Source organism: Acinetobacter sp. R933-2, from assembly GCF_030325485.1.
Classification (GTDB): Bacteria; Pseudomonadota; Gammaproteobacteria; order Pseudomonadales; family Moraxellaceae; genus Acinetobacter; species Acinetobacter sichuanensis.
This window is the reverse complement of the sequence record NZ_JACAIJ010000005.1, coordinates 112,844-135,357: the sequence shown is the minus strand read 5'-3', so window position 1 is coordinate 135,357 and position 22,514 is coordinate 112,844. Positions and strand designations below refer to the sequence as shown.

17 protein-coding genes and 1 riboswitch are annotated in these 22,514 nt (G+C 35.9%); of the genes, 10 read left to right on the top strand and 7 right to left on the bottom strand.

Annotated features, from left to right (window positions below; all coding sequences use genetic code 11):
* Nucleotides 1-55 precede the first annotated feature (55 nt).
* Nucleotides 56-1,261, bottom strand: a complete 1,206-nt coding sequence (locus HX005_RS07545; protein ID WP_107008690.1) for an amino acid aminotransferase — start codon at nucleotides 1,259-1,261, stop codon at nucleotides 56-58.
* Nucleotides 1,262-1,552: 291 nt separating this feature from the next.
* Between HX005_RS07545 and HX005_RS07540 the strand changes: the two genes are divergently transcribed.
* From HX005_RS07540 to HX005_RS07530, 3 genes are all read left to right on the top strand, one after another.
* On the top strand, nucleotides 1,553-2,317 hold the full coding sequence (locus tag HX005_RS07540) for an alpha/beta fold hydrolase (protein ID WP_286376881.1): 765 nt from the start codon (nucleotides 1,553-1,555) through the stop codon (nucleotides 2,315-2,317).
* 514 nt (nucleotides 2,318-2,831) lie between these two features.
* Complete coding sequence (locus tag HX005_RS07535; RefSeq protein ID WP_286376880.1) at nucleotides 2,832-4,964, top strand: bifunctional diguanylate cyclase/phosphodiesterase; 2,133 nt, start codon at nucleotides 2,832-2,834, stop codon at nucleotides 4,962-4,964.
* A 379-nt stretch (nucleotides 4,965-5,343) separates the two neighbouring features.
* Nucleotides 5,344-6,402, top strand: coding sequence for a 3-deoxy-7-phosphoheptulonate synthase (locus HX005_RS07530; protein ID WP_286376879.1), 1,059 nt, complete (start codon nucleotides 5,344-5,346; stop codon nucleotides 6,400-6,402).
* 74 nt (nucleotides 6,403-6,476) lie between these two features.
* Here HX005_RS07530 and HX005_RS07525 read toward each other — a convergent pair whose 3' ends face one another.
* Together HX005_RS07525 and HX005_RS07520 are read right to left on the bottom strand one after the other, a co-directional pair.
* Nucleotides 6,477-7,187 (bottom strand): glutamine amidotransferase, encoded by a 711-nt coding sequence (locus HX005_RS07525; RefSeq protein ID WP_286376878.1) that lies wholly within the window; start codon nucleotides 7,185-7,187, stop codon nucleotides 6,477-6,479.
* 206 nt (nucleotides 7,188-7,393) lie between these two features.
* Nucleotides 7,394-7,966 (bottom strand): TetR/AcrR family transcriptional regulator, encoded by a 573-nt coding sequence (locus HX005_RS07520; protein WP_286376877.1) that lies wholly within the window; start codon nucleotides 7,964-7,966, stop codon nucleotides 7,394-7,396.
* 103 nt (nucleotides 7,967-8,069) lie between these two features.
* Here HX005_RS07520 and HX005_RS07515 point away from each other — a divergent pair, with 103 nt between their 5' ends.
* Nucleotides 8,070-8,813, top strand: a complete 744-nt coding sequence (locus tag HX005_RS07515; protein WP_286376876.1) for an SDR family oxidoreductase — start codon at nucleotides 8,070-8,072, stop codon at nucleotides 8,811-8,813.
* 75 nt (nucleotides 8,814-8,888) lie between these two features.
* Entirely contained in the window at nucleotides 8,889-9,488 is a 600-nt protein-coding gene (locus tag HX005_RS07510) for a 2-hydroxychromene-2-carboxylate isomerase (RefSeq protein ID WP_286376875.1), read from the top strand.
* Nucleotides 9,489-9,575: 87 nt separating this feature from the next.
* On the opposite strand, the gene exaC is transcribed toward HX005_RS07510, so the two are convergent.
* Nucleotides 9,576-11,087, bottom strand: coding sequence for an acetaldehyde dehydrogenase ExaC (gene exaC / locus HX005_RS07505; RefSeq protein ID WP_286376874.1), 1,512 nt, complete (start codon nucleotides 11,085-11,087; stop codon nucleotides 9,576-9,578).
* A 311-nt stretch (nucleotides 11,088-11,398) separates the two neighbouring features.
* Here exaC and HX005_RS07500 point away from each other — a divergent pair, with 311 nt between their 5' ends.
* Entirely contained in the window at nucleotides 11,399-12,583 is a 1,185-nt protein-coding gene (locus tag HX005_RS07500) for a sigma-54-dependent transcriptional regulator family protein (protein WP_286376873.1), read from the top strand.
* A gap of 21 nt (nucleotides 12,584-12,604) precedes the next feature.
* On the opposite strand, the gene HX005_RS07495 is transcribed toward HX005_RS07500, so the two are convergent.
* Nucleotides 12,605-13,567: an alpha/beta hydrolase gene (locus HX005_RS07495; protein ID WP_286376872.1), complete on the bottom strand. Its 963-nt coding sequence runs from the start codon at nucleotides 13,565-13,567 to the stop codon at nucleotides 12,605-12,607.
* Nucleotides 13,568-13,775: 208 nt separating this feature from the next.
* Nucleotides 13,776-14,948, bottom strand: coding sequence for an iron-dependent methanol dehydrogenase (gene mdh / locus HX005_RS07490; protein WP_107008702.1), 1,173 nt, complete (start codon nucleotides 14,946-14,948; stop codon nucleotides 13,776-13,778).
* 285 nt (nucleotides 14,949-15,233) lie between these two features.
* On the opposite strand from mdh, the gene HX005_RS07485 reads away from it, so the two are divergent.
* The 3 genes from HX005_RS07485 to HX005_RS07475 all read left to right on the top strand — a co-directional run bounded on the left by HX005_RS07485 (nucleotide 15,234) and on the right by HX005_RS07475 (nucleotide 20,707).
* Complete coding sequence (locus HX005_RS07485) at nucleotides 15,234-17,264, top strand: hypothetical protein (protein ID WP_286376871.1); 2,031 nt, start codon at nucleotides 15,234-15,236, stop codon at nucleotides 17,262-17,264.
* Between the two features lie 61 nt (nucleotides 17,265-17,325).
* The gene (locus HX005_RS07480) at nucleotides 17,326-19,041 is read left to right on the top strand and encodes a DEAD/DEAH box helicase (protein WP_286376870.1); all 1,716 of its coding nucleotides are present in this window, start codon (nucleotides 17,326-17,328) and stop codon (nucleotides 19,039-19,041) included.
* A 188-nt stretch (nucleotides 19,042-19,229) separates the two neighbouring features.
* Nucleotides 19,230-19,318: riboswitch (glycine riboswitch) on the top strand.
* A gap of 141 nt (nucleotides 19,319-19,459) precedes the next feature.
* Complete coding sequence (locus HX005_RS07475; RefSeq protein WP_286376869.1) at nucleotides 19,460-20,707, top strand: D-amino acid dehydrogenase; 1,248 nt, start codon at nucleotides 19,460-19,462, stop codon at nucleotides 20,705-20,707.
* A gap of 45 nt (nucleotides 20,708-20,752) precedes the next feature.
* Here the strand turns inward: HX005_RS07475 and nfsB are convergent, their stop codons facing one another.
* The gene (nfsB, locus tag HX005_RS07470; protein WP_286376868.1) at nucleotides 20,753-21,406 is read right to left on the bottom strand and encodes an oxygen-insensitive NAD(P)H nitroreductase; all 654 of its coding nucleotides are present in this window, start codon (nucleotides 21,404-21,406) and stop codon (nucleotides 20,753-20,755) included.
* A 220-nt stretch (nucleotides 21,407-21,626) separates the two neighbouring features.
* On the opposite strand from nfsB, the gene hpaI reads away from it, so the two are divergent.
* The gene (hpaI, locus tag HX005_RS07465) at nucleotides 21,627-22,424 is read left to right on the top strand and encodes a 4-hydroxy-2-oxoheptanedioate aldolase (RefSeq protein WP_286376867.1); all 798 of its coding nucleotides are present in this window, start codon (nucleotides 21,627-21,629) and stop codon (nucleotides 22,422-22,424) included.
* Nucleotides 22,425-22,514 lie beyond the last annotated feature (90 nt).

The following is a 22,514-nucleotide window of genomic DNA, read 5'->3' as shown; positions in this document are numbered from 1 at the left end:
TATCGTTGAAGTAGAAAAACCCAAGCGAACTTGGGTTTTTGATTCAATTTAACAATTAAGCCGTTGCTTTAATGACTTCAGCAAATGCATTTGCAACTGTGTCGATATTATTTAAGTTTAGACCTGCCGCACACATACGACCGCTACGTACTAAATAAATACCGTATTGATCTTTTAATGTATCCACTTGTTCAGCCGTTAAACCTGTGTAGCTGAACATACCTTGTTGTTTAACCAGATAGCTAAAATCACGTTCAGGCAATGCTGCTTCAAGTTTTGCTTTTAATAACTCACGCATTTTAATAATACGTTCACGCATTTCTTGTAGTTCAGCTTTCCAGTTTGCAGCCAAAGCTTCATCGTGCAATACATTGTCTACAATCAAAGCGCCTGTTGTTGCAGGGCTTGAATAAATACGGCGTACAGTTGCTTTTAATTGCCCCAAAACTTTCTGTGCAGTTTCTGCATCATCACAAACGAAGCTTAAGCCACCAACACGTTCGCCATATAATGAGAAAATTTTAGAGAAAGAGTTACTCACAATAAAGTTCATACCAGATTGATCTAAGGCACGAATCGCATAAGCATCTTCTTCTAAACCTTGACCAAAACCTTGATATGCAATATCCAAGAATGGAATGAGATCACGTGCTTTTAACACTTCAATCACACGATCCCATTGTGCAGGGGTTAAATCTGCACCTGTTGGATTATGACAACATGGGTGCAGTAAAACGATGCCTTTTGCTGGAATTTTATTTAAATCTTCGAGCATTGCTTCAATATTGACACCATTAGTTGCAGCGTCAAAATAGCGATAGAAATGAGAATTTACACCCGCACCATTAAAAATAGCGATATGGTTTTCCCAAGTCGGTTGGCTGACCCAGATATCAGATTCAGGGAAGTATTTTTTTAAGAAATCTGCACCGACTTTAAGCGCACCTGAGCCACCTAAAGTTTGAATCGTCACAACACGACCGTCTTTACGTGCTTGTGAGTTTTCACCAAATACAAGTGCTTGTGTTGCTTGATTATAAGTTTTAGAACCATCCATTGGTAAGTAAAGTTTTACTTTATCATTTAAAGGTTCAATATTTTTAAGCGCAGTTTTAACCGCTTCAAGCTGAGGAACGATATTGTCCTCATTATAATATAAACCGATACTCAAATTTACTTTTTGAGTACGTTCATCCTTACTATACTCTTCCATCAATGAAAGAATTGGATCACCTGCATAAGGATCGACATGTTGAAACATGGTGAAAAGTCCTAAATCAAACAAAGTTATTGTGTTTAGATAATATAAGCGAAATTTTGACTGACTCAACTCAGGATTGAAGATAAATTCTTATAAATCTTTCAACTTTAGTTTATATAGTGGATAAATTTTGTACTTTTTAAGGGAAAAGATCAATTTTAGTCATATTTTTTCTTTTAATCGATTTATGTAGATTGGAAAATTACGGTATAGATACAATAAAATATTGTTCAAGTTCAGCGATATTGCGATCATAATAGCGATCTAATTTTGAAAATATTTGGAATTCCCATGTTGTTAAATTATCAATGGCATCAACCTGAAAATGATCAACAACGTACACCGCTTGTGCTCATTCATGGTCTGTTTGGCAGTTTGAGTAACTTAGGTGGAATTGCACGTGCTTTGTATGCCACACATGCTGTCTTGCAAATTGATGTTCGTAATCATGGTCAATCACCCCATTCAAGTGAAATGAACTATCAAGTGATGGCACAAGATATTTTAGAAACCTTAGATCATTTAAATATTCAGCAGTTTTCTGTTATTGGTCATAGTATGGGCGGAAAAGTGGCAATGAAACTCACAGAGCTTGCCGCTGAACGCTTAGAACAGTTGTTGATCTTAGATATCGCACCATTTGCCTACCAAGAAAATCATCATGATCAAATTTTTAAAGCTTTATTTGCAGTTAAAAATGCTGCTATTCAGAGTCGAAAAGAAGCGACAGAGATTATGCGTGAATTTTTAAAAGAAGAAATGGTGATTCAATTCCTTTTAAAATCATTCAATAAAGGACAATGGTTGTTTAATGTTGATGCCTTATATGCACATTACCAAGATATTTTGTCATGGGTAGACATTCCACAATGGTCAAAACCAACACTATTTGTGCGAGGTGAAAATTCGCCTTATATTGGAAAAGCACTGTATGTAAATGCAATTGAGGCACAATTTTCTCATGCTCAGCTAGAAACAGTCGCAAATGCAGGGCATTGGTTACATGCAGAACAGCCCGAAAAAGTTTTAAATTTTATTCAAGCCTATTTAAATTAAGTAGAAGAATTATTTAGTATAAATAATCAATTCTAATTTAAATAAAAACCTAATTTCATGTGAAATATAATATTTCTAAATGAAATTAGGTTTTTTTATTTTATTAAAAAAATATAAAAACTTTAAATAAATCATAATAATGCATTGTTATTACATAATTTAGTAATAAAAAGTTAAATTTATCAATTTATTTTAAATAAATGTGATATATTTCGCAATTATTGTTAAGTGTTTTTATATTTTATGAGAAATATAATTTATTAAAACGACTTGATAATCTATACAATTTTTTAAAATCATTTTATATTAAAGGTCATTAAGCTTCTTTTTTAAACTAAAATTTATCGTGTTTTAAACTTTAATTATTTTTTATAAATCAAAGTTTAAGCTTTTAATTTTAATGTTTAAAAATATGGGTTTAATATGATACTTAAATATCTATTGATCAGATAGCTATTGTGATATGAAATGTTGATAAATATATCAATCTAGGTTTTTGCAAAAAGGATCGTATATGGCTCGGTTAGATTTGCCTCATGAGACACAAATGGGTCAGACGGATACGTCTCAAACAACGATTGTTCCTGCAAAAACGGTCATCAGTGATGAAGTTAAACTAACATTAGATCTGCTGCCTCATCTTGTTTGGATCAAACGTGCAGATGCTGTTTATGGTAACACTGCGCTTAAAGAATACCTAGGCACGGAGCAATCTCTACAGGATTGTGAGTGGCTAAAATGTGTTTATCAAGAAGATGCCGAACATTTATATAATTTGTGGAATCATGCTCAAAAAACAGGACAAAAATTTGAAAAAGAATGTCGTATTCGTGATGTAAATGATCAATATCATTGGTTTTTATTGATTGCCCAAAGTCATGCAAGAGCGGCTAAACAATTTGATTGGACCATTACCTGTACGTATATTCATGAACGTGCAGTGTTATTACGTGACACGACGGATTCATTGCGCGCGCATACAGATATGCTAGATGTTAGTGTGGATTGTATTAAAATCGTCCGTCCAAATGGAACGGTTTCACATATGAATCGTTCAGGTTGTATTGCATTATTAGGTAAAGAAAAAGTTAAAAAATTTGATATGGAATGGTTAGGTCTTTTGCCTCCTGAAGTACGAGATAAAGGGCAAATTGCAATTTCTGCGGCTGCAAAAGGTAAAAATGCACGTTTTGCTGGTATGAGTGGTGAAGGCGCTGCTCGTCAGTATTGGGACAATATTTTAACACCTGTCGTTAATGACGAAGGTCAAACGACCAGTATTTTATGTGTTTCACGTGATATTACTTTACAACGTATTGCTGAAAATAAATTACGTATTAGTAGTGAACGTGATGAATTAACAGGTTTAATGAATCGCCGTTCTTTTAAACAAAGATTAAAAAAATCCTTATTAAAAGCGAAAGCCAATAAAAAAATGGTTGGATTGATGTTGATTGATCTAGATCATTTCAAACACATTAATGATACTTTAGGGCATCCTGCTGGCGATCATTTACTCAGAATATTATCAAAACGTTTGAGTCATAGTTGTGATGAGCAGACTTATGTTGCGCGTTTAGGTGGTGATGAATTTGCAGTTGTGGTTGAAACATTAGATGATCTGGAAACATTCAAACAAGCAACACAAAAAGTATTAAGACAGTTAGATCGCCCAATCACATATACAGGTAAATTGATTAATGGTGGTATGAGCATTGGTTGTGCGATGTACCCACAAGATGCTAAAGATAGCTCAAATTTACTCAAATTTGCGGATACTGCCCTCAATAATTTAAAAGATGGTGGGCGCGGCGGTGTGCGTTTCTTTAATCAAGACATGTTAGAAATTACCTTGAAAAAAGCCAAACAGTTGGAAACAGCACGTAGAATTGTACGTGACAACAGTATTGAGCCACATTATCAACCTAAGGTAAATTTAGAAACAGGTAAAATTATTGGTTTTGAGGCATTGCTACGTTGGAAAGATACCGAGCATGGCATTCAACTCCCAAGCACAGTTGTTGAAGCATTTAATGATTATGAGTTAGCAACAAAAATTGCAGAAACAATGCATTTAAAAATTTTTAATGATATTGCATGTTGGTTACAGCAAGGTTTAGATGTTGTACCTGTTTCAATTAATGCGTCACCTGTCGAGTTTATGCGCGATAATTATGCTGAAACGTTATTGAAGCGTCTTGAAAAACAACAGATTCCACATCATTTGGTCGAGGTGGAAATCACAGAACATATTTTGGCTGAGCGTGGTTATGTTTATGTTGCACGTGCTTTAAATAAGTTAAAACAAGTGGGTGTGCGTATTGCCTTAGATGATTTTGGTACGGGGCATTCTTCTTTAACACACTTGCATGACTATCCTGTAGATAGCTTAAAAATAGATTGTGATTTTGTACATCGTATGAACAGTGAATTACCCATTCACGCCATTGTACAAGGTATTTCTCAATTAGGACCAATCTTGTCATTAGACATTATTGCAGAGGGAATTGAGACACAAGAACAGCTTGATAGTCTAAAGGAAGTCGGTTGTACTTTAGGACAGGGCTTTTTATTTAGTAAAGCCATTCAGTCAGATTGTGTTGTTGAAATGTTAAGTCATAATACTCTTCGGATAAAAAATGATTAATTCAAAAAAAGTGCTTGTAAAAAGTGTAAACAACGAGTATTTTAAATTTATACAGATTTTTTATGTGAATAAAATGTTAGTTAAACCTTTGATCAATAACGTATCTTATTATTTTTGGCAATTCTTTAGATAATTGCCTAGATACGTTTGGGCAAAAAAAGTTGCCCTTCAAAGTTAATACCTGATCGGCAACCCCGATCAGGTTTTTTTATGCACATATTTTTTAATTTTTTGGAGAACTTCATGAATACATTTAACTACGCATACTTTAGTAACTTTTATTGGTTTAACTTTACGCCAGTAACCTCTATTTTGCAGTCGAATAGACCCCATAAGCTCAAATAAAAGAGAGGGCTTTAAGTCCCTAAGGAAAAAAATGATGAATATGTTAAATCAAGCTTTACAACAAACTGCTCAGGCAGAAATACAACTGAGTACACCGATTCAATTAAAACAACAATTTCCATTGCAATCATCTCTTGCTGCTCAAATTGCAGAACAGCGCCAAACCATACAAAATATTTTAACAGGTAAAGATTCACGCCTGATGGTCATTACAGGTCCATGTTCAATTCATGATCCTGTGGCTGCACTTGAATATGCTCAAAAATTAAAAAATTTACAGCATTTAGTGTCAGACCAAATTTTTTTAGTCATGCGTACTTACATCGAAAAGCCAAGAACAACAATTGGATGGAAAGGCTACATGTATGATCCAAATCTAGATGGATCTTCAAATTTACAATTAGGCTTGGAAAAATCACGAGAATTATTTTTAAATATTATTGAAATGGGATTGCCTATTGCCAGTGAAATTCTAAGCCCAATGGCAACAGGTTATTTTGATGATTTATTGGCTTGGGGCGCGATTGGCGCGCGTACCAGTGAATCACAAATTCATCGTGAAATTTCAAGTCATATGCCATTTGCCATTGGTTTCAAAAATGGCACAGATGGTTCAATCCAAATTGCTTTAGATGCGATTCAATCTGCTTCGCATGTTCACCAATTCATGGGGATGGGGCAACATGGGCTACCTTGTGTTTTAGAAAGTGAAGGTAATCGTTTAGCACATTTGATTTTACGTGGTTCAAACTCTGGCTCGAATTATGATTTAGAGACAATCAATGCGATTCGTGAGCGCCATCAAGGTCTATTGCCTGCACTGGTGATTGATTGTAGTCATGGTAATAGTGCGAAAAATCCATTGAATCAGCCTGAAGTTTTATCTCAAATTATTGCTAAGCGTAAAGAAAGCCATGTGCGTGGTGTGATGCTGGAAAGCCATTTGCTGGATGGGCAACAAAAAATTTCTGAAAACATGATGTATGGTCAATCTGTTACAGATGGTTGTTTAGGTTGGGAAAAAACACAAAACTTATTATTGGATATGCATCAAAAAATGCAATCCGAATCATCTGCTTTGGTATGTGTTTAGGTAGATGAAACAGGCATTGAAGTACCGATATAAACGTACTTCAATGCTTTACTCATACTTAAATAAGGCTTGAATTAAGACAGAGATGAATTTTGTAAAAAATGATGCAATATTTCTTGTGCTTTAGTTTCTAGTTTGACTGCATATTTTTTATTTTCTGAACGTAAATATTGAATATTGATATCTGCTTTACGTAATTCACAAGTATGCCCAATTAACCATTTTTCTAAACTCTCTGCTGTAACTTCAAGATGAAATTGTAAGGCTAAAATATTTTGTCCAAGACGAAAAGCTTGATGAGGATAAAGCGCTGAACTTGCAAGGAGTTCAGCATTTTCTGGTAAATCAAAGGTGTCACCATGCCAGTGCAAGACAGCAGTTTCTTGTAATGTTGTTAAAGGGTTGTCAGCAAGGTCGATCAGTTGAAGAGAACTCCAACCAATTTCTTTTTGCGCTCCTGCATAAACTTTCGCACCTAAAGCATGAGCGATGAGCTGCGCACCTAAGCAGATGCCAATAGTGGGTAAGTTTTTTGCTAAACGTTGTTGTAAATATTGAATTTCTTCAGTTAGAAAAGGATAGTCTTCAGCTTCATAAACGCCAATGGGTCCACCTAAAATAATCGTTAAACCTTCGTGTTCAAAGGCTTTTTTTAAGTTGTCAACACCAGCTTCAAAATAGCGAACACGATAACCATGTTCATATAAAGTATCTTCAAAACTGCCTAAATCTTCAAAGGAAAGGTGTTGAATGGCATAAACAGTTTTAGGGAAATTTGAGTTCATTTGGGATTCTTATCGTGTGAGAAATGAGGGATTACGGCGATAAAGTATGTGTTTAATCGGCGAGTTCTGTATGAAATTTTATTGAACTCTTTTGTAAACTCAAACCAATCTAGTAAAAAAATATATGGAAAATCATTTTAATTGCTTAAAATTAAATCATATTTAAAATGCAATTTCTATTGATTATTCTTTGTTTTTTTGCTTTTTTATTCATTTTTATATTGCTCTAGTGCTTGATAAATAAAGTATTTACTTGATTTTAAAATGGACGCTTGGGTTTCAAGGTCAGGCATACTACGTGCTAATAGGATTGCACCAACCAACTGTGACATCAAGCCCCATGCTAATGCTTCATTGCCTAAATGTTTTGTGAAAAGCTGTTGTCCACGTAGCAGTTCTTTTTGATAAAGAGATTTAATATCGTGCTCTGTGCGTGAAATTTCAGCAGCCAATGCAGGTAAAATACAACCATGTTCAGCTTGCTGGACATGATCAATAGAAAGGTAACGTTCTATTTCAAAATCGACCCATGCTTTTACATCATGATGTGGATTTTTTTGCCATAAATGCACACTACGTTGTAGCTCATTTTCTATTAAGGCTTTAAATAATTCATTTTTAGATGAAAAGTGAGAATAAAAAGCACCACTGGTGACTCCAGCAGCTTTCATAAAACCATCGACACCTGTTGCACCAAAACCATTTTTTTTTGCCAATTGCCCACTGATTGACAATAACTCTTGCCGTTTTTGTGCTTTATAACCTGTTTTATAACGCATAAGATTCCTTTCAATTTTTCTTGACGCTATTGAAAAATTATAACATAGTGATCGTTATAGTAACGATCGTTATTTTATAAAAAATGTGCATAAGGAAAAATAAATGTCTAGTTCTAAAACACAGGGAAAAAAAGTTGCTTTAGTGATTGGTGCTGGTGATGCTACAGGTGGAGAAATTGCCAAACGTTTTGCGCAGGGAGGATATATTGCATGTATGACTCGGCGTAATGCCGATAAACTACAACCATTGATTGATGAAATTCAGCAGCAAGGTGGGGAGGCTTATGGTTTTGCCTCTGATGCACGTAAAGAAGAGCAGGTTATTGAGTTAATTGAGCATATTGAAAAAAATATCGGCGAAATTGATGTCCTCGTTTTCAATATTGGTGCAAATGTACCATGTAGTATTTTAGAAGAAACGGCACGTAAATATTTTAAAATTTGGGAAATGGCGTGTTTTGCGGCATTTCTTGTTGGGCGTGAAGTGGCTAAACGAATGGTGACTCGACAACAAGGAACGATTATTTTTACAGGTGCAACAGCAGGGATGCGTGGTTCAGCCTATTTTGCAGCTTTTGCAGGGGCAAAGCATGCTTTACGAGCTTTAGCACAAAGTATGGCACGTGAGTTAGGACCACAAAATATTCATGTGGCGCATGTGGTGGTAGATGGCGCAATTGATACAGAATTTATTCAAAACACATTCCCTGATCTTTATGCAAAAAAAGATCAAGATGGTATTTTAAATCCTGTGCATATTGCTGAAAATTATTGGCATTTGGCACAGCAACCTAGAGATGCTTGGACGCATGAGTTAGATTTACGCCCTTGGATTGAAAAGTGGTAATGACATTAGATGACGATTTAAAATATATTGTCAGCAATCAACACTCAATTAAGTATAAAAAAGGAATCTAAAAAAATGAATATCATTGAATTTTATTTTGATGTGGGTAGCCCATATAGTTATTTGGGTTTTCATCAAATTCAAAAAATTGCTGAGCAATATCAAGCGGAGATTATTTGGAAACCTATTTTGTTAGGAGCTGTATTTAAAGCTACAGGCAATAATAGCCCAATGATGGTACCTGCAAAAGCGCGTTATTCAATGTTAGATTTAAATCGTTGGGCAAAGCTTTGGGATATTCCTGTCAAAATGAATCCAAATTTTCCAATTAATACTTTAAATGCCATGCGTTTAATTACAGCAACACAACTTTTTGCACCAGAACAGTTTTTGACTGTTTTAGACGGTGTTTTTAAAGCAATGTTTGGTGAACCTCGTAATTTAAATGAGTTGGGTGAATTACTGCAAGTTGCTCAAGAGGCAGGTTTAGATGTTGAGCAACTTGAAATTTGGTTAAGTGATGAAAAAGTTAAAAATGAGCTGAAATTTTTAACGGAAGAAGCTGTGAATCGTGGTGTATTTGGAGCACCAACTTGGTTTGTGAATGATGAAATGTTCTGGGGAGTTGATCATTTGCACTTTGTGGAAAGTAGTTTAGTACCTGTTGAGTCATAATCGTTATTTGTTTTGATTTCATAACAGCTAAAAACAATTAAAGCGAACCGAAGTTCGCTTTAACTACTTAAAATCTATATGTTTAATTTAGAAGAAGCCCATTGCTTTGGTTGAATAACTCACCAATAAGTTCTTAGTTTGTTGATAATGATCAAGCATCATTTTATGGTTTTCACGCCCAATACCAGACTTCTTATAACCGCCAAATGCTGCATGTGCAGGATAGATATGATAACAGTTTGTCCAAACGCGACCTGCTTGAATCGCACGACCTGCACGATAAGACGTATGCGCTGAACGAGACCAAACACCAGCACCTAAACCATACATCGTGTCATTGGCAATACGAATTGCATCGTCATAATCTTTAAATGTGGTTACAGACAAAACTGGTCCAAAAATTTCTTCTTGGAAAATTTTCATGCTGTTGTCGCCTTTGAAAATGGTCGGTTCAATATAGAAACCTTGACCTACCTCTTGACGATCGCCACCACCTGTGAGGATTTGCGCGCCTTCAGCACGACCTGTTGCAATACAACCCAAGATCTTGTCTTGTTGCTCTTGCGATGCTTGCGCACCAATCATGGTATCTGTATCTAAAGGATGACCAGTTTTAATGCGTTTAACACGTTCAACTGCCATTTCTAAGAATTTATCTGCGATGCTTTCTTGAATCAGTGCGCGTGAAGGGCACGTACAGACTTCACCTTGGTTCAAGGCAAACATAGCAAAACCTTCTAAAGCTTTATCCAAATAGTCATCTTGTTTATCCATGACATCTTCAAAGAAGATATTTGGTGATTTACCACCTAATTCAAGAGTCACTGGAATGATATTCTCAGTGGCATATTGCATGATCATTTGACCGACTGCCGTTGAGCCTGTAAATGCAATTTTTGCAATACGTGGGTTGGTTGCAAGTGGGCGACCAACTTCAACACCATAACCATTGACGATGTTTAAGACACCTGCAGGTAAGATGTCTTGAATCAGTTCAGCTAAAACTAAGATACTTACAGGGGTTTGTTCCGCAGGTTTAAGGACAATACAGTTACCCGCAGCGAGTGCAGGTGCAAGTTTCCATGCTGCCATTAATATCGGGAAGTTCCATGGAATAATTTGCCCAACAACACCTAAAGGCTCATGGAAATGGTAAGCGATGGTATCTTCGTCAATTTCAGAAATACCACCTTCTTGAGCGCGTAAGCAACCCGCGAAATAACGGAAATGGTCAATACACAGTGGAATATCTGCTGCAAGTGTTTCACGAATTGGTTTACCATTTTCCCAAGTTTCAGCAACAGCCAATAACTCAAGATTTTCTTCTAAACGATCTGCAATTTTTAATAGAATATTCGAACGTGTTGTCGGTGAGCTGCTGTTCCATTGTGCTTTTGCTGCATGCGCTGCATCTAAAGCCAACTCGATATCTTCAGCAGAAGAGCGTGGTACTTTGGTAAAAGCTTTACCATCAACAGGTGAGATATTGTCAAAATATTCGCCTTTTACTGGAGCAACCCATTTGCCACCAATAAAATTTTCATATTGTGCTTTAAATTGTACTTTTGAACCTTCAGTATTTGGATCTGCATAGCGCATAAGAATTTCCCTTTACTTATTTTTAACGTTACATATAAATGACGATGGTGATCGTCGTTTGCCTTGATGATCTGAGCTTATGAGGTGAAAGGTTGGTAAAAGGTTGGAGTTAAAAAGGTGTAATTTGCGATACGATTTAAATTTTAGCAATCTTTTCTTTTTGCTGAGTGGATTGAGAAAATTAGATACACTTTAATTCAGTATAAAGCTTTGGTATTAAATGTCTTGACCTAGCCTAGATATTTTGTAAACAATGTCACTGTAGGTAAGAACAAGTAAAATGGAATGTAAAATTAAACGGATGTAAAAGGATGTTGAATATGCAAAGTTTAATGCAAAAGCGTCAACAAATCGAAAAGTTTAGACAAAGTAGTAGTTTATCCTTACATCAAGCAGATCAACTTGGGCAAAGTATTGCAAGTTCTTGGCAGCGTTCAAAGCAAGCTGATATTCCAATGGATCGTGAAGCAGCACCTTTACAAATTCAAAAAAATAATAAGAAAAAAGGGGCTTTAGAAGTTGCGCTGGATCAATGCGGTGATGAGCTTAAACATATCGCACAACAATCTTCAATGGTCATCGCAGTGGGTGATGTTGGTAGTACGATTGTCTGGTCTGCTGCCAGTGGCAATATGCGAAATGCTGCGGAAAAAGTGCATTTTGTGGAAGGTGGGCAGTGGCGTGAAGACTTCGTTGGAACCAATGCTTTGGCTTTATCATTAAAAACACAACAATCAAGTTGTGTATTTTCCAATGAACATTATATGAGTTCAATTCACGATTGGGTGTGCTATGCAGCGCCCGTGATCGATCCATATTCTAAAAATGTTTTAGGTGTTATTGATTTATCGACGACTTGGAGTCATCACAATAGTTTAGGTTTATTGGCAGCGGAGCGCTGTGCTTCGATCATTCAATCTGCTTTATTGAGCTATCAACAGCAGCAACTTTTTATTCGTGCTTTTGCTGTTCCTCAAGTGCTGTTCAATGGCAAGATTGTCGTTCTAACACCTCGTCAGATTGAAATCATCAGTATCTTGGCATTATGTCCACAAGGTTTGAATCTAGAAGGTTTACACCAAGCTTTATATGGTGAACGTAAAGTGAGTATGGGAACCTTAAAAGCTGAAATGTCGCAGCTTAGAGAGATTTTAGGCGGAATGTTAGGTTCACGTCCTTATCGCTTATTGGCACATGTTGAAGCAGATTTTTTACAAGCAGAAAATGCTCTAGATTCGGGCTATACCGACTCAGCACTAAAATTGTGTAAAGGCGTATTTCTTGCGAAAACGGAAAGTCCATTTCTTTGCGCATGGCGAGATTGTTTAGAGTCAAGATTAAGTGAAGCTATTTTTAAAGCCAATGAACCTGATGCTTTGCTGAAACATTTAGCGCATTTTCCAGAAGCGATTGATGCTGTAGAACGTTTAATTGAACTGACACCTATAGAACATCCAGCACATCAAATGCTCATGAAATATAAAGATGAGCATTGATCTGCTATAAATACGACTTAGTTAAAGCTCTTTTCGTGCTAACCATGAAAAGAGTTTTTGGTATACATCTGTACGTATTGCTGGAGCAGATAAGACCAAATCATGTAAACCATTCTGAATTGTCATTACAGTGACATCACCTTGTAATTTACTTGCATACTTTTGGATGCCTTTAACATCTAAAATCACATCAGTTGTTTGCGCGTCACGATTAAATCTTTTTGGGTTTGTGGTTTTATGTGAATGCATCACCAATGTTGGCACATCAACTTGGACGCCTGTATGAATTTCTTTTTGTGCTTCAAAAATTGCATGAACAAAACTTAAATACACTTTTGGATAGGTTTTTTTCTTCCAGTCTAAGTTAAAGTCCCATTCACCTTTGAGGTCTTTATGTAGGCTTGTGACATACCATTTATTTAGCTCACTTGGAAATTTTAAGTTTGGGAAGCGCCCACCTAAGGCACTCAGTTTTGGCAAAGCGAGTTTCTTTTTCCAACGCGGCATATTAAAGTTATAAAATGGGCTATTGCACCATAATGCTTTGATCAGTGGATGTGTTGGATAATGTGCTGCATAAAGTGTTGCGGTTAAACCACCTGTTGAATGTCCTGCAAGCACCACATGATCATGACCTTCCTGCCCAATGATTTTTAATGCCTCACTGATTTCGGCATCGTATTCTCGAAGGTCAAGCATATAATAAAATTTTTGATGCGGAAGATGAGAACGACCATATTTTCTTAAATCGAGCGCATAGAAATCATAACCATGTTGGTTAAACTGTTCAGCCATTTCTTTTTGAAAATAATAATCAATAAAACCATGAATATATAACACCGCTTTGGGTGTGGTTTGGTGTGCTTTTTTACGCACTAAAGTTGCAACGACTTTGCCTTCATAGTCATCAGGAAAATTTAAAGTCGCTTGTTCATAGCCTGTACCCAGTACATCAGGTTGATATATATAGTGTTGATTTGACATTTTTTATACTCTGATGAAGTGAATAATTCATCCTTGATGATAAAGTGATTTTTGTCAAATCATGTATGCATCTATTTTTTATTTTTAAATTTTATTGATAAATCTGGGTCTATCTAAAAAATAAAGATCAATCACCCATATAAAAAAAGGAATATCACCGAAGTGATATTCCAAAGGTAGTTAAACAGCCGTATAAATGGGAGAGGACTTACATCGCTGCTTCAAAAATCGCAACTACTTGAGCATCAGTCGCTTTACGTGGGTTTGTAAGCATACACGCATCTTTTTGCGCATTTGATGTCATCACGACATGATCTTCAGCTTTTACGCCAAGCTCAGCTAAACCAGACGGAATACCAATAGATGCTGATAATTTACGAATGGCATCAATGGCTGCTTGAGCTGCTTCAGTTACGGTTAAGCCGTGTGTATTTACACCCATAAGCTGCGCAATTTTTGCATAACGATCTGGGCATGAAATTAAGTTGAACTCGCAAACATGTGGTAATAAAATCGCATTACATACGCCGTGCGGAAGGTTATAGAAACCACCGAGTTGGTGTGCCATCGCATGTACATAACCGAGTGACGCATTGTTAAATGCCATACCCGCTAAATATTGTGCATATGCCATTGCATCACGTGCTTCAATATTCTCACCATTGGCAACCGCAGGGCTGAGCCATTCACTGATCATGCTAATTGCTTTTTCTGCACATGCATCTGTGATTGGGTTTGCTGCTGTTGAAACATAAGCTTCAACTGCATGTGTAAGTGCATCCATACCTGTTGCAGCAGTTAAAGCCGCAGGTTTAGCAATCATCAGTTTAGGATCATCAATTGCAACTAATGGTGTACAACGCCAATCAACAATTGCCATTTTGACATGTGTGTCAGTATTGGTAATGATACAGAAACGTGTCATTTCCGATGCTGTACCTGCGGTTGTGTTAATCGCAACCAAAGGTGTCATTGGAACTTTACTTTGATCAATCCCTTCATAGTCACGGATATGACCACCGCCTGCTGTCACTAAACCGATACCTTTTGCGCAATCGTGTGATGAACCACCACCTAAAGAAACAATAAAGTCACAACCATTATCGTTATATTCATTAACGCCATTATGTACGTTAATGTCTGTTGGGTTTGGTTCAGCGCCAGGGAATACATGACTATCTACGCCAGCTTCTTTCAAGTATTCAACAATAAGATCTGCAACACCAAATTTGAAAAGACCAGCATCAGTTACAATCAGTGCTTTTTTTGCACCTAAATTTTGTGCTTTAACGCCAACTTCTTTGGCACAGCCTGGTCCGAAAAGTGAAACACAAGGAATATAAAAACCGTTAGTTTGATCTGCAATATTTTTAAAAGCCATGGTGCGATTCCTTCTACCATATTTGTTATTAATCATCCGAAAGGTGATGATCACCTTGAGATTGAGTATCCGTGCTGTTCCTTATTTTTAATACCTACCTAAAACCTACCAAATAAAAAATGAAGAAAAATAAAGACTTTTAAATATATTGAGTTTTAGCAGAATGGATGTAACTAAAAAATATATGGCAAAAAATGGAGATGTCATTAGATAGGGTATAATGAAAAGCTGATACGTATATCGATATGACGAAGTATATTTACCCACCTGAATGAGACGTTAGCGATGTTGCCATCAGAAGATCAAGAAAAGATGCATCCTCATCAATGGACAGCACAAAGTTTATTGAATATTGCCCCTGCATTGATGCAAGTATTTCAAGATCAATGGGCATATTTACAGGATATTAATGCGGAAAATATGCTGCAAATTGGTCATTCACCGCAACACATCTCAATCGCGAACGGTCTATTTGTGATTGAATTTGATGAAGAAGTTCTTATAAAGCTGAGTAAACCCAATAAAGAACTTTCCTTTGAAAAAATTTCCCAATTTATTTTACAACACATTCCATTTTTTACAGGTCATCAGGTTGCTCAACATCCCACAACTGTTAAAACCAATGTACAACTTTTACGTCAAACTTTAATCGAACAGATATTTGAATGGGTGGATGCAGAAAATCGGATCGAACAATTTTTATATACAATTTCACAGCAAGATGCACACGCTATAGATCATTTATTGATGCAACAAAACTATTATGATCAGGCTTATTTAACAAAATTTGTGGAGATTGGACAGACGATCCCATTAGAAGTGGAATTGAATTTAAAGCATTTATGTTTGGCAAATTCAGTCCAAGGTGAACAGCTTATTTCGGTACAAGCTTTAATTCCACATTATGAAAAATTTTGCTTTTCAGCACAGTGGTTTATGCCAAAAGCCATTTATGATTTAGTACGATGTTTTTATCCAGAACAATTTCATTTGGTTGATCTTCTCAATAAGAAAACAGATTTTTCCTTGTTGATGCAACATGCTCAAGAAAAACCACACATGTTACCTTTTGCAAAACTCATGCATCGTGGCTATTGGCAATATCAAAATTTATTAGATAAAAAACAATTTTTAGATGCAAAAAGTGTGTATTGGGATGAGTCATTATTGGCTCGCCGTCCTGTTTTTTATCAAACAAAAACTGTAAATTGGCTGTTTAAACAAAGCTTTGAACTCAATTTATGGATCAGCCAATCGATTCAAAGCCCAAATTTGCGTGTCGCAATCACGGCATTAAGTTTAGTCGATTGTAGCTATGTGCATCCTCATGTCATTTTAATGACTTTAAAATATTTTCAAAATATTGCAGCGCGTTTGTTATTGGCAGATTGTCATGCGCTCGCCATACAACAACACTGGTTTTTACAAGCAGAAAATACACAGTATCGTTTAAATGGTCATACTGAACATTTAGAACAAAAAATGGTGATCAGTTCTTCGATGTTATATATTGAAGAATGGCTCGCATTACTGCATATTTTGTCGCAGAAAAATCAAAAAATTATTAAACAAAGTTATTTAAAACTCAGTCGGGCAATGCAAGCTTATATGATTTTTTTGCATCAAACTGTGCAGAACATTCCATCCGAGTTATATGAATTTATTGAACCTTCAGCGCAACAACACGATGATTTTTTTAAAATTTTAAAACAACATCAGATCAGTGTGTCGGATTTTAGACAACATTTTAAACATTATATACCACATCAAAATCGCAGCATGAGTATTTTTGATTCTTATGTTGCGGATTATTTACTTGAACACTTTTCACAACAGAAAGTCTTGAATAAAAATATGACTTGGCAAGGTTTGTTTCAACATGCTTATGAATGGCATCAGCAGCTTGAGTTTGATGTGGCATTAAGCCATTTGAAATATAAAGTAAATATTGAAGAATGGGAGCGGTTGTCACCTGAAGCTGTCATTTATTTTGAAGAATGGTATTTTGAAGAATTACATCAGTTACAACGTGTCATTCAAGAATCTGTAGATTATAAACATTGCTTAGCGCATGTTTATGCAGAGCGTATGTCCGTTTATGAATATGTCGCATTTCATGTCTATGCGGAACAAAATCCTGAACAATGTTTAACTTTAGGCTGTTTGTATCAAAATGGGCAGTTACAATTTGATCAGTTGAAATATCCGAGTAATCGTGCCGCAGATGAAGCGTGTTTAAATAAAGTCTACGCATTTATTGCAGAATTTAATTTAACACTTCGTAAAAAAGCAGCAGATGCACGGATTTTTGCTTAAAAACTTAACATTTATGGCAAAAATCGTTAGGCTATAGCAGTCTGATAAGGTCTAGGTTGTTATGAAACAAGAAACTGCACTTAAATTAATGAAAACAGGTGAAAATGTCTTTTTGACAGGTTCCGCAGGTGCAGGAAAGACCTATACTTTAAATCAATACATCAACTATTTAAAAGTGCGAAAAGTTCCTGTCGCGATCACTGCATCTACAGGCATTGCAGCAACGCATATGAATGGAATGACAATCCATACATGGGCAGGGATTGGAATTAAAGACATACTTTCAGACGATGATTTAAAGCGGATGAAAGAACGTAAATACTTAAAAGAACATTTAGAAAATGCCCAAGTTTTGATTATTGATGAGATTTCGATGTTGCATGCAAAGCAACTCAATTTAGTCAATCAAGTTCTAAAATACTTTAAAGAATCCGATGAAGCTTTTGGTGGTATTCAAGTGATTGCTGCTGGAGATTTTTTCCAGTTACCCCCTGTAGGCAAAAATGATGAAAAAAATCGAGATAAATTCTGTTTTATGTCAAATGCTTGGGTTGAGGCGAAGTTTCGTGTGTGTTATTTAACGGAGCAATATCGCCAAGATGATTCTGCATTAAATGATATTTTAAATGCGATTCGAGCGCAGAGTATTCAAGCACAGCATATTCAGGCTTTACAAGCGACAAAAAATCAAGATATTGGCGATACTTATACCCGTTTATATACACATAATATGGATGTCGATAGTCTTAATTTTAAACATTTAAATGAAATTTCAGGTAAAGAACATCAGTTTGTTGCTGTCACAGATGGCAATGAAAAACTCATTGAAACCTTAAAGTCTTCAGTACGTGCGCCTGATGAGTTAACGCTAAAAAAACATGCCAAAGTGATGTTTGTAAAAAACAATTTTGATATGGGCTATATTAACGGCAGTCTGGGTGAGGTGATTGGTTTTGAGGAAGATGATGAATTAGGCATTTTGCCAAAAGTTAAACTCAATGACGGAACAACATTATTAGTAGAGCCTGAAACATGGTCAGTGGATAATGATGCAGGTAAAACCATCGCGAGTTTACAACAAGTACCTTTGCGTTTGGCTTGGGCGATCACGATCCATAAATCACAAGGCATGACGCTAGAAGCAGCGGAGATTAATCTCACACATACCTTTGAAAAAGGACAAGGCTATGTCGCACTTTCACGTTTAAAATCTATAGATGGATTACGTTTACTTGGTTTTAATGAGCAAGCTTTAGAGTTAGACAGTTTAGCCATTAAAGCAGATCGACGTTTTCAGGAGTTATCAACGGAAGCTGAACAGAATTTTGCAGAAACGGACTTAACAGTACAACACAATGCATTTATTCGTCATTGTGGAGGGACTTTAAATGCAACTGAAATTCAACGCAATGAGAAAAAGCTGGCAAAAAATAATGGCAAAACTAGCTATGCCACAGCAACTTTAGATGAAACACGTGAATTATTTGAAAATGGTTATGACATTCAAGATATTGCACAAGAACGTGGTTTGACCCCTGCAACGATTATTAACCATTTAGCCAAACTACATCGTGAACAAGGTTTAGATATTTCAGTGGCAAGCCCAGATGAAAATGTACTTGAGCAAGTTCGAAAAATTTATAAAAAACTGCAAAAAAGACAAGATCCAAGTCATTTTAGTGAAGATGGTAACATAAAGTTGCGTCCTATAGTCGAGCTAAGTAGTCCTCGTATGGGATATGACCAAGTACGCTTGGCATTATTATTTATTGAATAAATTCTTATAAAGACCGCTTGTATTTTTTTAGTCAAAACAATAGTCAAAACAATCATTGCTTAAAATAGATAGATGATTGTTTTGGCTTATTGAATTTACGCTTGTTTAATTTGCCATTTTTAAAATATTTATAAAAGGTGACTTGAGTTTTTTATAGATAATGGCATAGTGATTGCTACACAATAATAAATATTATTGCAGGAGAGATGTCTTCTGTAGACACGCCGAAGGAGCAACGACCCCGGAAACTCTCAGGCAAAAGGACTGTAATAATAAACAAGATCTGGAGAGTAGTCATTTAGGTGACTCACCGAAGGGGATGGAAAAAATACATAGGTGTGTATTTGTATCCGAAGCTCTCAGGTACCAATGACAGATGGGGCATACATGAAATTTTGTATTTCAAAGGAGTATGCACATGCGTCATATTGTTGTAATTGGTGCGGGAATCACAGGTGTAACAACAGCTTATGAATTAGCCCAACTTGGTTATGCTGTCACTGTTATAGACAGACATCTTTTTCCTGCAATGGATACTTCTTTTGCCAATGGTGGACAATTATCTGCTTGTAATGCAGAAGTTTGGAATCAAAAAGCCACAGTACTCAAGGGTATAAAGTGGATGTCTAAAAAAAATGCACCTTTATTATTAAATCCTTCTTTTAGTTTGCATAAATATAGCTGGCTAATGGAATTTTTAGGAAATATTAAACATTATCAAGCCAATACCAAAGAAACAGTACGTTTAGCCTTGTTGGCAAGAGCACGTTTATTTGAAATTGCAGAACAAGAAAACATTCAGTTTGACTTAGAAAAACGTGGAATTTTACATTTTTATCATAATGAAGCTGATTATAAGGTTGCAACCTCAGTCAACGATTTGTTGTGTGCAGGTGGTTTAGAGCGCCATGCAATTACTCCTGAGGAAATTACTCAAATTGAGCCGAGTTTAACAGGCAATTATTATGGTGGTTTTTATTGTCCTAAAGATGCAACAGGTGATATTCATAAGTTTACGATGGGCTTAGCCAAAGCTTCGGAACGATATGGCGTAAAATATTTGTTTGGGATGGAAGTTGCACATATAGAACGCAATTTACAAGGTATTCATATTCAGTACCATCCAAGTGCAGCCAATATGCAACAAGACTATACGGCTTTAGCTCAAATTTCTGCGGATGCCATTGTCATTTGTGGTGGGGTGGGAAGTTATCAATTGGCAGAAAAAATGGGTGATCGAGTGAATATTTATCCTGTTAAAGGGTATTCGATTACAGTGCAACTTGAAGATGAAGATAGCCAAAAAGGTGCGCCATGGGTCAGTTTATTAGATGAAAGTGCAAAAATTGTAACTTCACGCTTAGGTAAAAATCGTTTGCGTATCGCAGGTACTGCAGAGTTTAATGGCTATAATCGAGATATTCGCGCAGATCGTATTCAGCCTTTAGTTGATTGGGCAAATAAAAACTTTGAAATTTCAACAGAACATTGTACTCCTTGGGCAGGATTAAGACCAATGATGCCAAATATGATGCCTGTGGTTAAACGAGGAAAGCATGAACGCGTTTTTTATAATACAGGACACGGGCATTTAGGTTGGACACTTTCTGCTGCAACTGCGGTGATGATCAGTCAAGAAATTTCAAAAAATTATCCTATTTCATAACAGATGATGGTTACAAAAGGGGGAGCTTTTCCCCCAAATGTATCTTTAAAGTTGGGTAAAAATATCTTCTTTATTTAGACGAGATTTAGGGAGTTTAGCATTGAAATCAGATTCACTACGATAACCTAAAGTGAGTAGGGCAGAAGGAATAAGCCCTTTTTCTTCTAGCCCTAGTTCTTGGCTGATAATATCTTCATCAAAACCACCGATTGGTGTTGCATCAATGCCTTCAATGCCCGCAGCCAATAAAGCTTGACCAAGTGCAATAAAAGTTTGATTTTCTGCCCAACGCTGAATATCACCTTTTTCATTACGATAATAATCGACATAACCTGTGCGACTGTCTTTTTGACCTTGCTTTGCTTTTTCATCTTTAAAACGACCACTGAGATCATCTTGATTTAACAAGTTTTCTAAATGTTGTTCAGTAATGTCGGCTTGAGTACAAAATAAAATAGTGTGTGATGAATCTAAAACTTTGGGTGCATTATAAGCGTATTTACCCACAAGGGCTTTTGCAATACGTTGTTTGGCAGCATTATTGTCTGCAATAAAATAATGCCATGGTTGGATATTAATTGAAGAAGGTGCTAAACGTAAAACTTCAAGTAAACGTTCAAATTGTGCTTGAGGGATTTTTTGAGTGGCATCATAAGCTTTTGTGGTATAACGCTTTTTAGAAATACTGAGCAAATCCATAAGATAAGATTCCATTAATCGATAATTTTCGATTTTACTTTAATCTTCATGTAAAAGAAGAGCATTTTAAAATTTAGATATACATTTTATGGGTAAAGATTAATTTTAAAAGAAAATAGAATCAGATTTTTAAGCAATAACATCATATAAAATCAATATTTGTACTTTTATTTAATCAAGGTTTAATAAAACAGTTTTTGCAGTCATCGAGAAATAGTCAATGTTTGATCATACAAATCATTTCAAAAAAAAGTTGAAAACCCAACAACAAATTGGTTTGTGGGTGGGTTTAGCAGATGCCTATGGTGCTGAAATTGCAGCAAATGTCGGTTATGACTGGCTCTTGATTGATGGTGAACATGCACCAAACGATTTAAGAACAACATTATCACAACTCCAAAGTATCGCAGCATATCCTTCCCAAGCAGTTGTACGTCCACCTATTGGAAATGTGCAAATTATTAAGCAATTATTAGATATTGGCGCGCAAACTTTACTGATTCCAATGGTTGAAACAGTGGAGCAAGCTCAGCTTATGATCAAAGCGGTGAATTATCCACCTGTAGGCATTCGTGGCGTTGGTGCAGCCTTAGCACGAGCAACACGTTGGAACAGTATTCCTGATTATTATGCAACAGCACATGAAAATATCTGTTTATTGATTCAAATAGAGTCTGTGACAGGTCTAGAAAATTTAGACGAAATTTTAAAATTAGATGGAATAGATGGCGTATTTATTGGGGCAGTAGATTTATCTGCAAGTATGGGCTATCAAGGTGATCCTAACCATCCTGAAGTACAAAAAGTGGTTATAGATGCTATCCAACGTATTCGTGCAGCAGATAAAGCAGCAGGAATTTTATCAACACAACATGAAATGACACAGAAATATTTAGATTTAGGTACTGAATTTGTGGCAGTGGGTGTAGATACAAGTGTGTTAATGAATGGCTTAACACAGCTTTTGGCACAATATAAAGAAAATTGTAAAATTTCTATAAAAACAAATGGTTACTAATCTATGTGAAAAATATCACTTAATATACTTATTTCTTATAAGAAAAAATGAATTGTTGTAGGTGTATTAAGTGATTAAATTTAAATATTC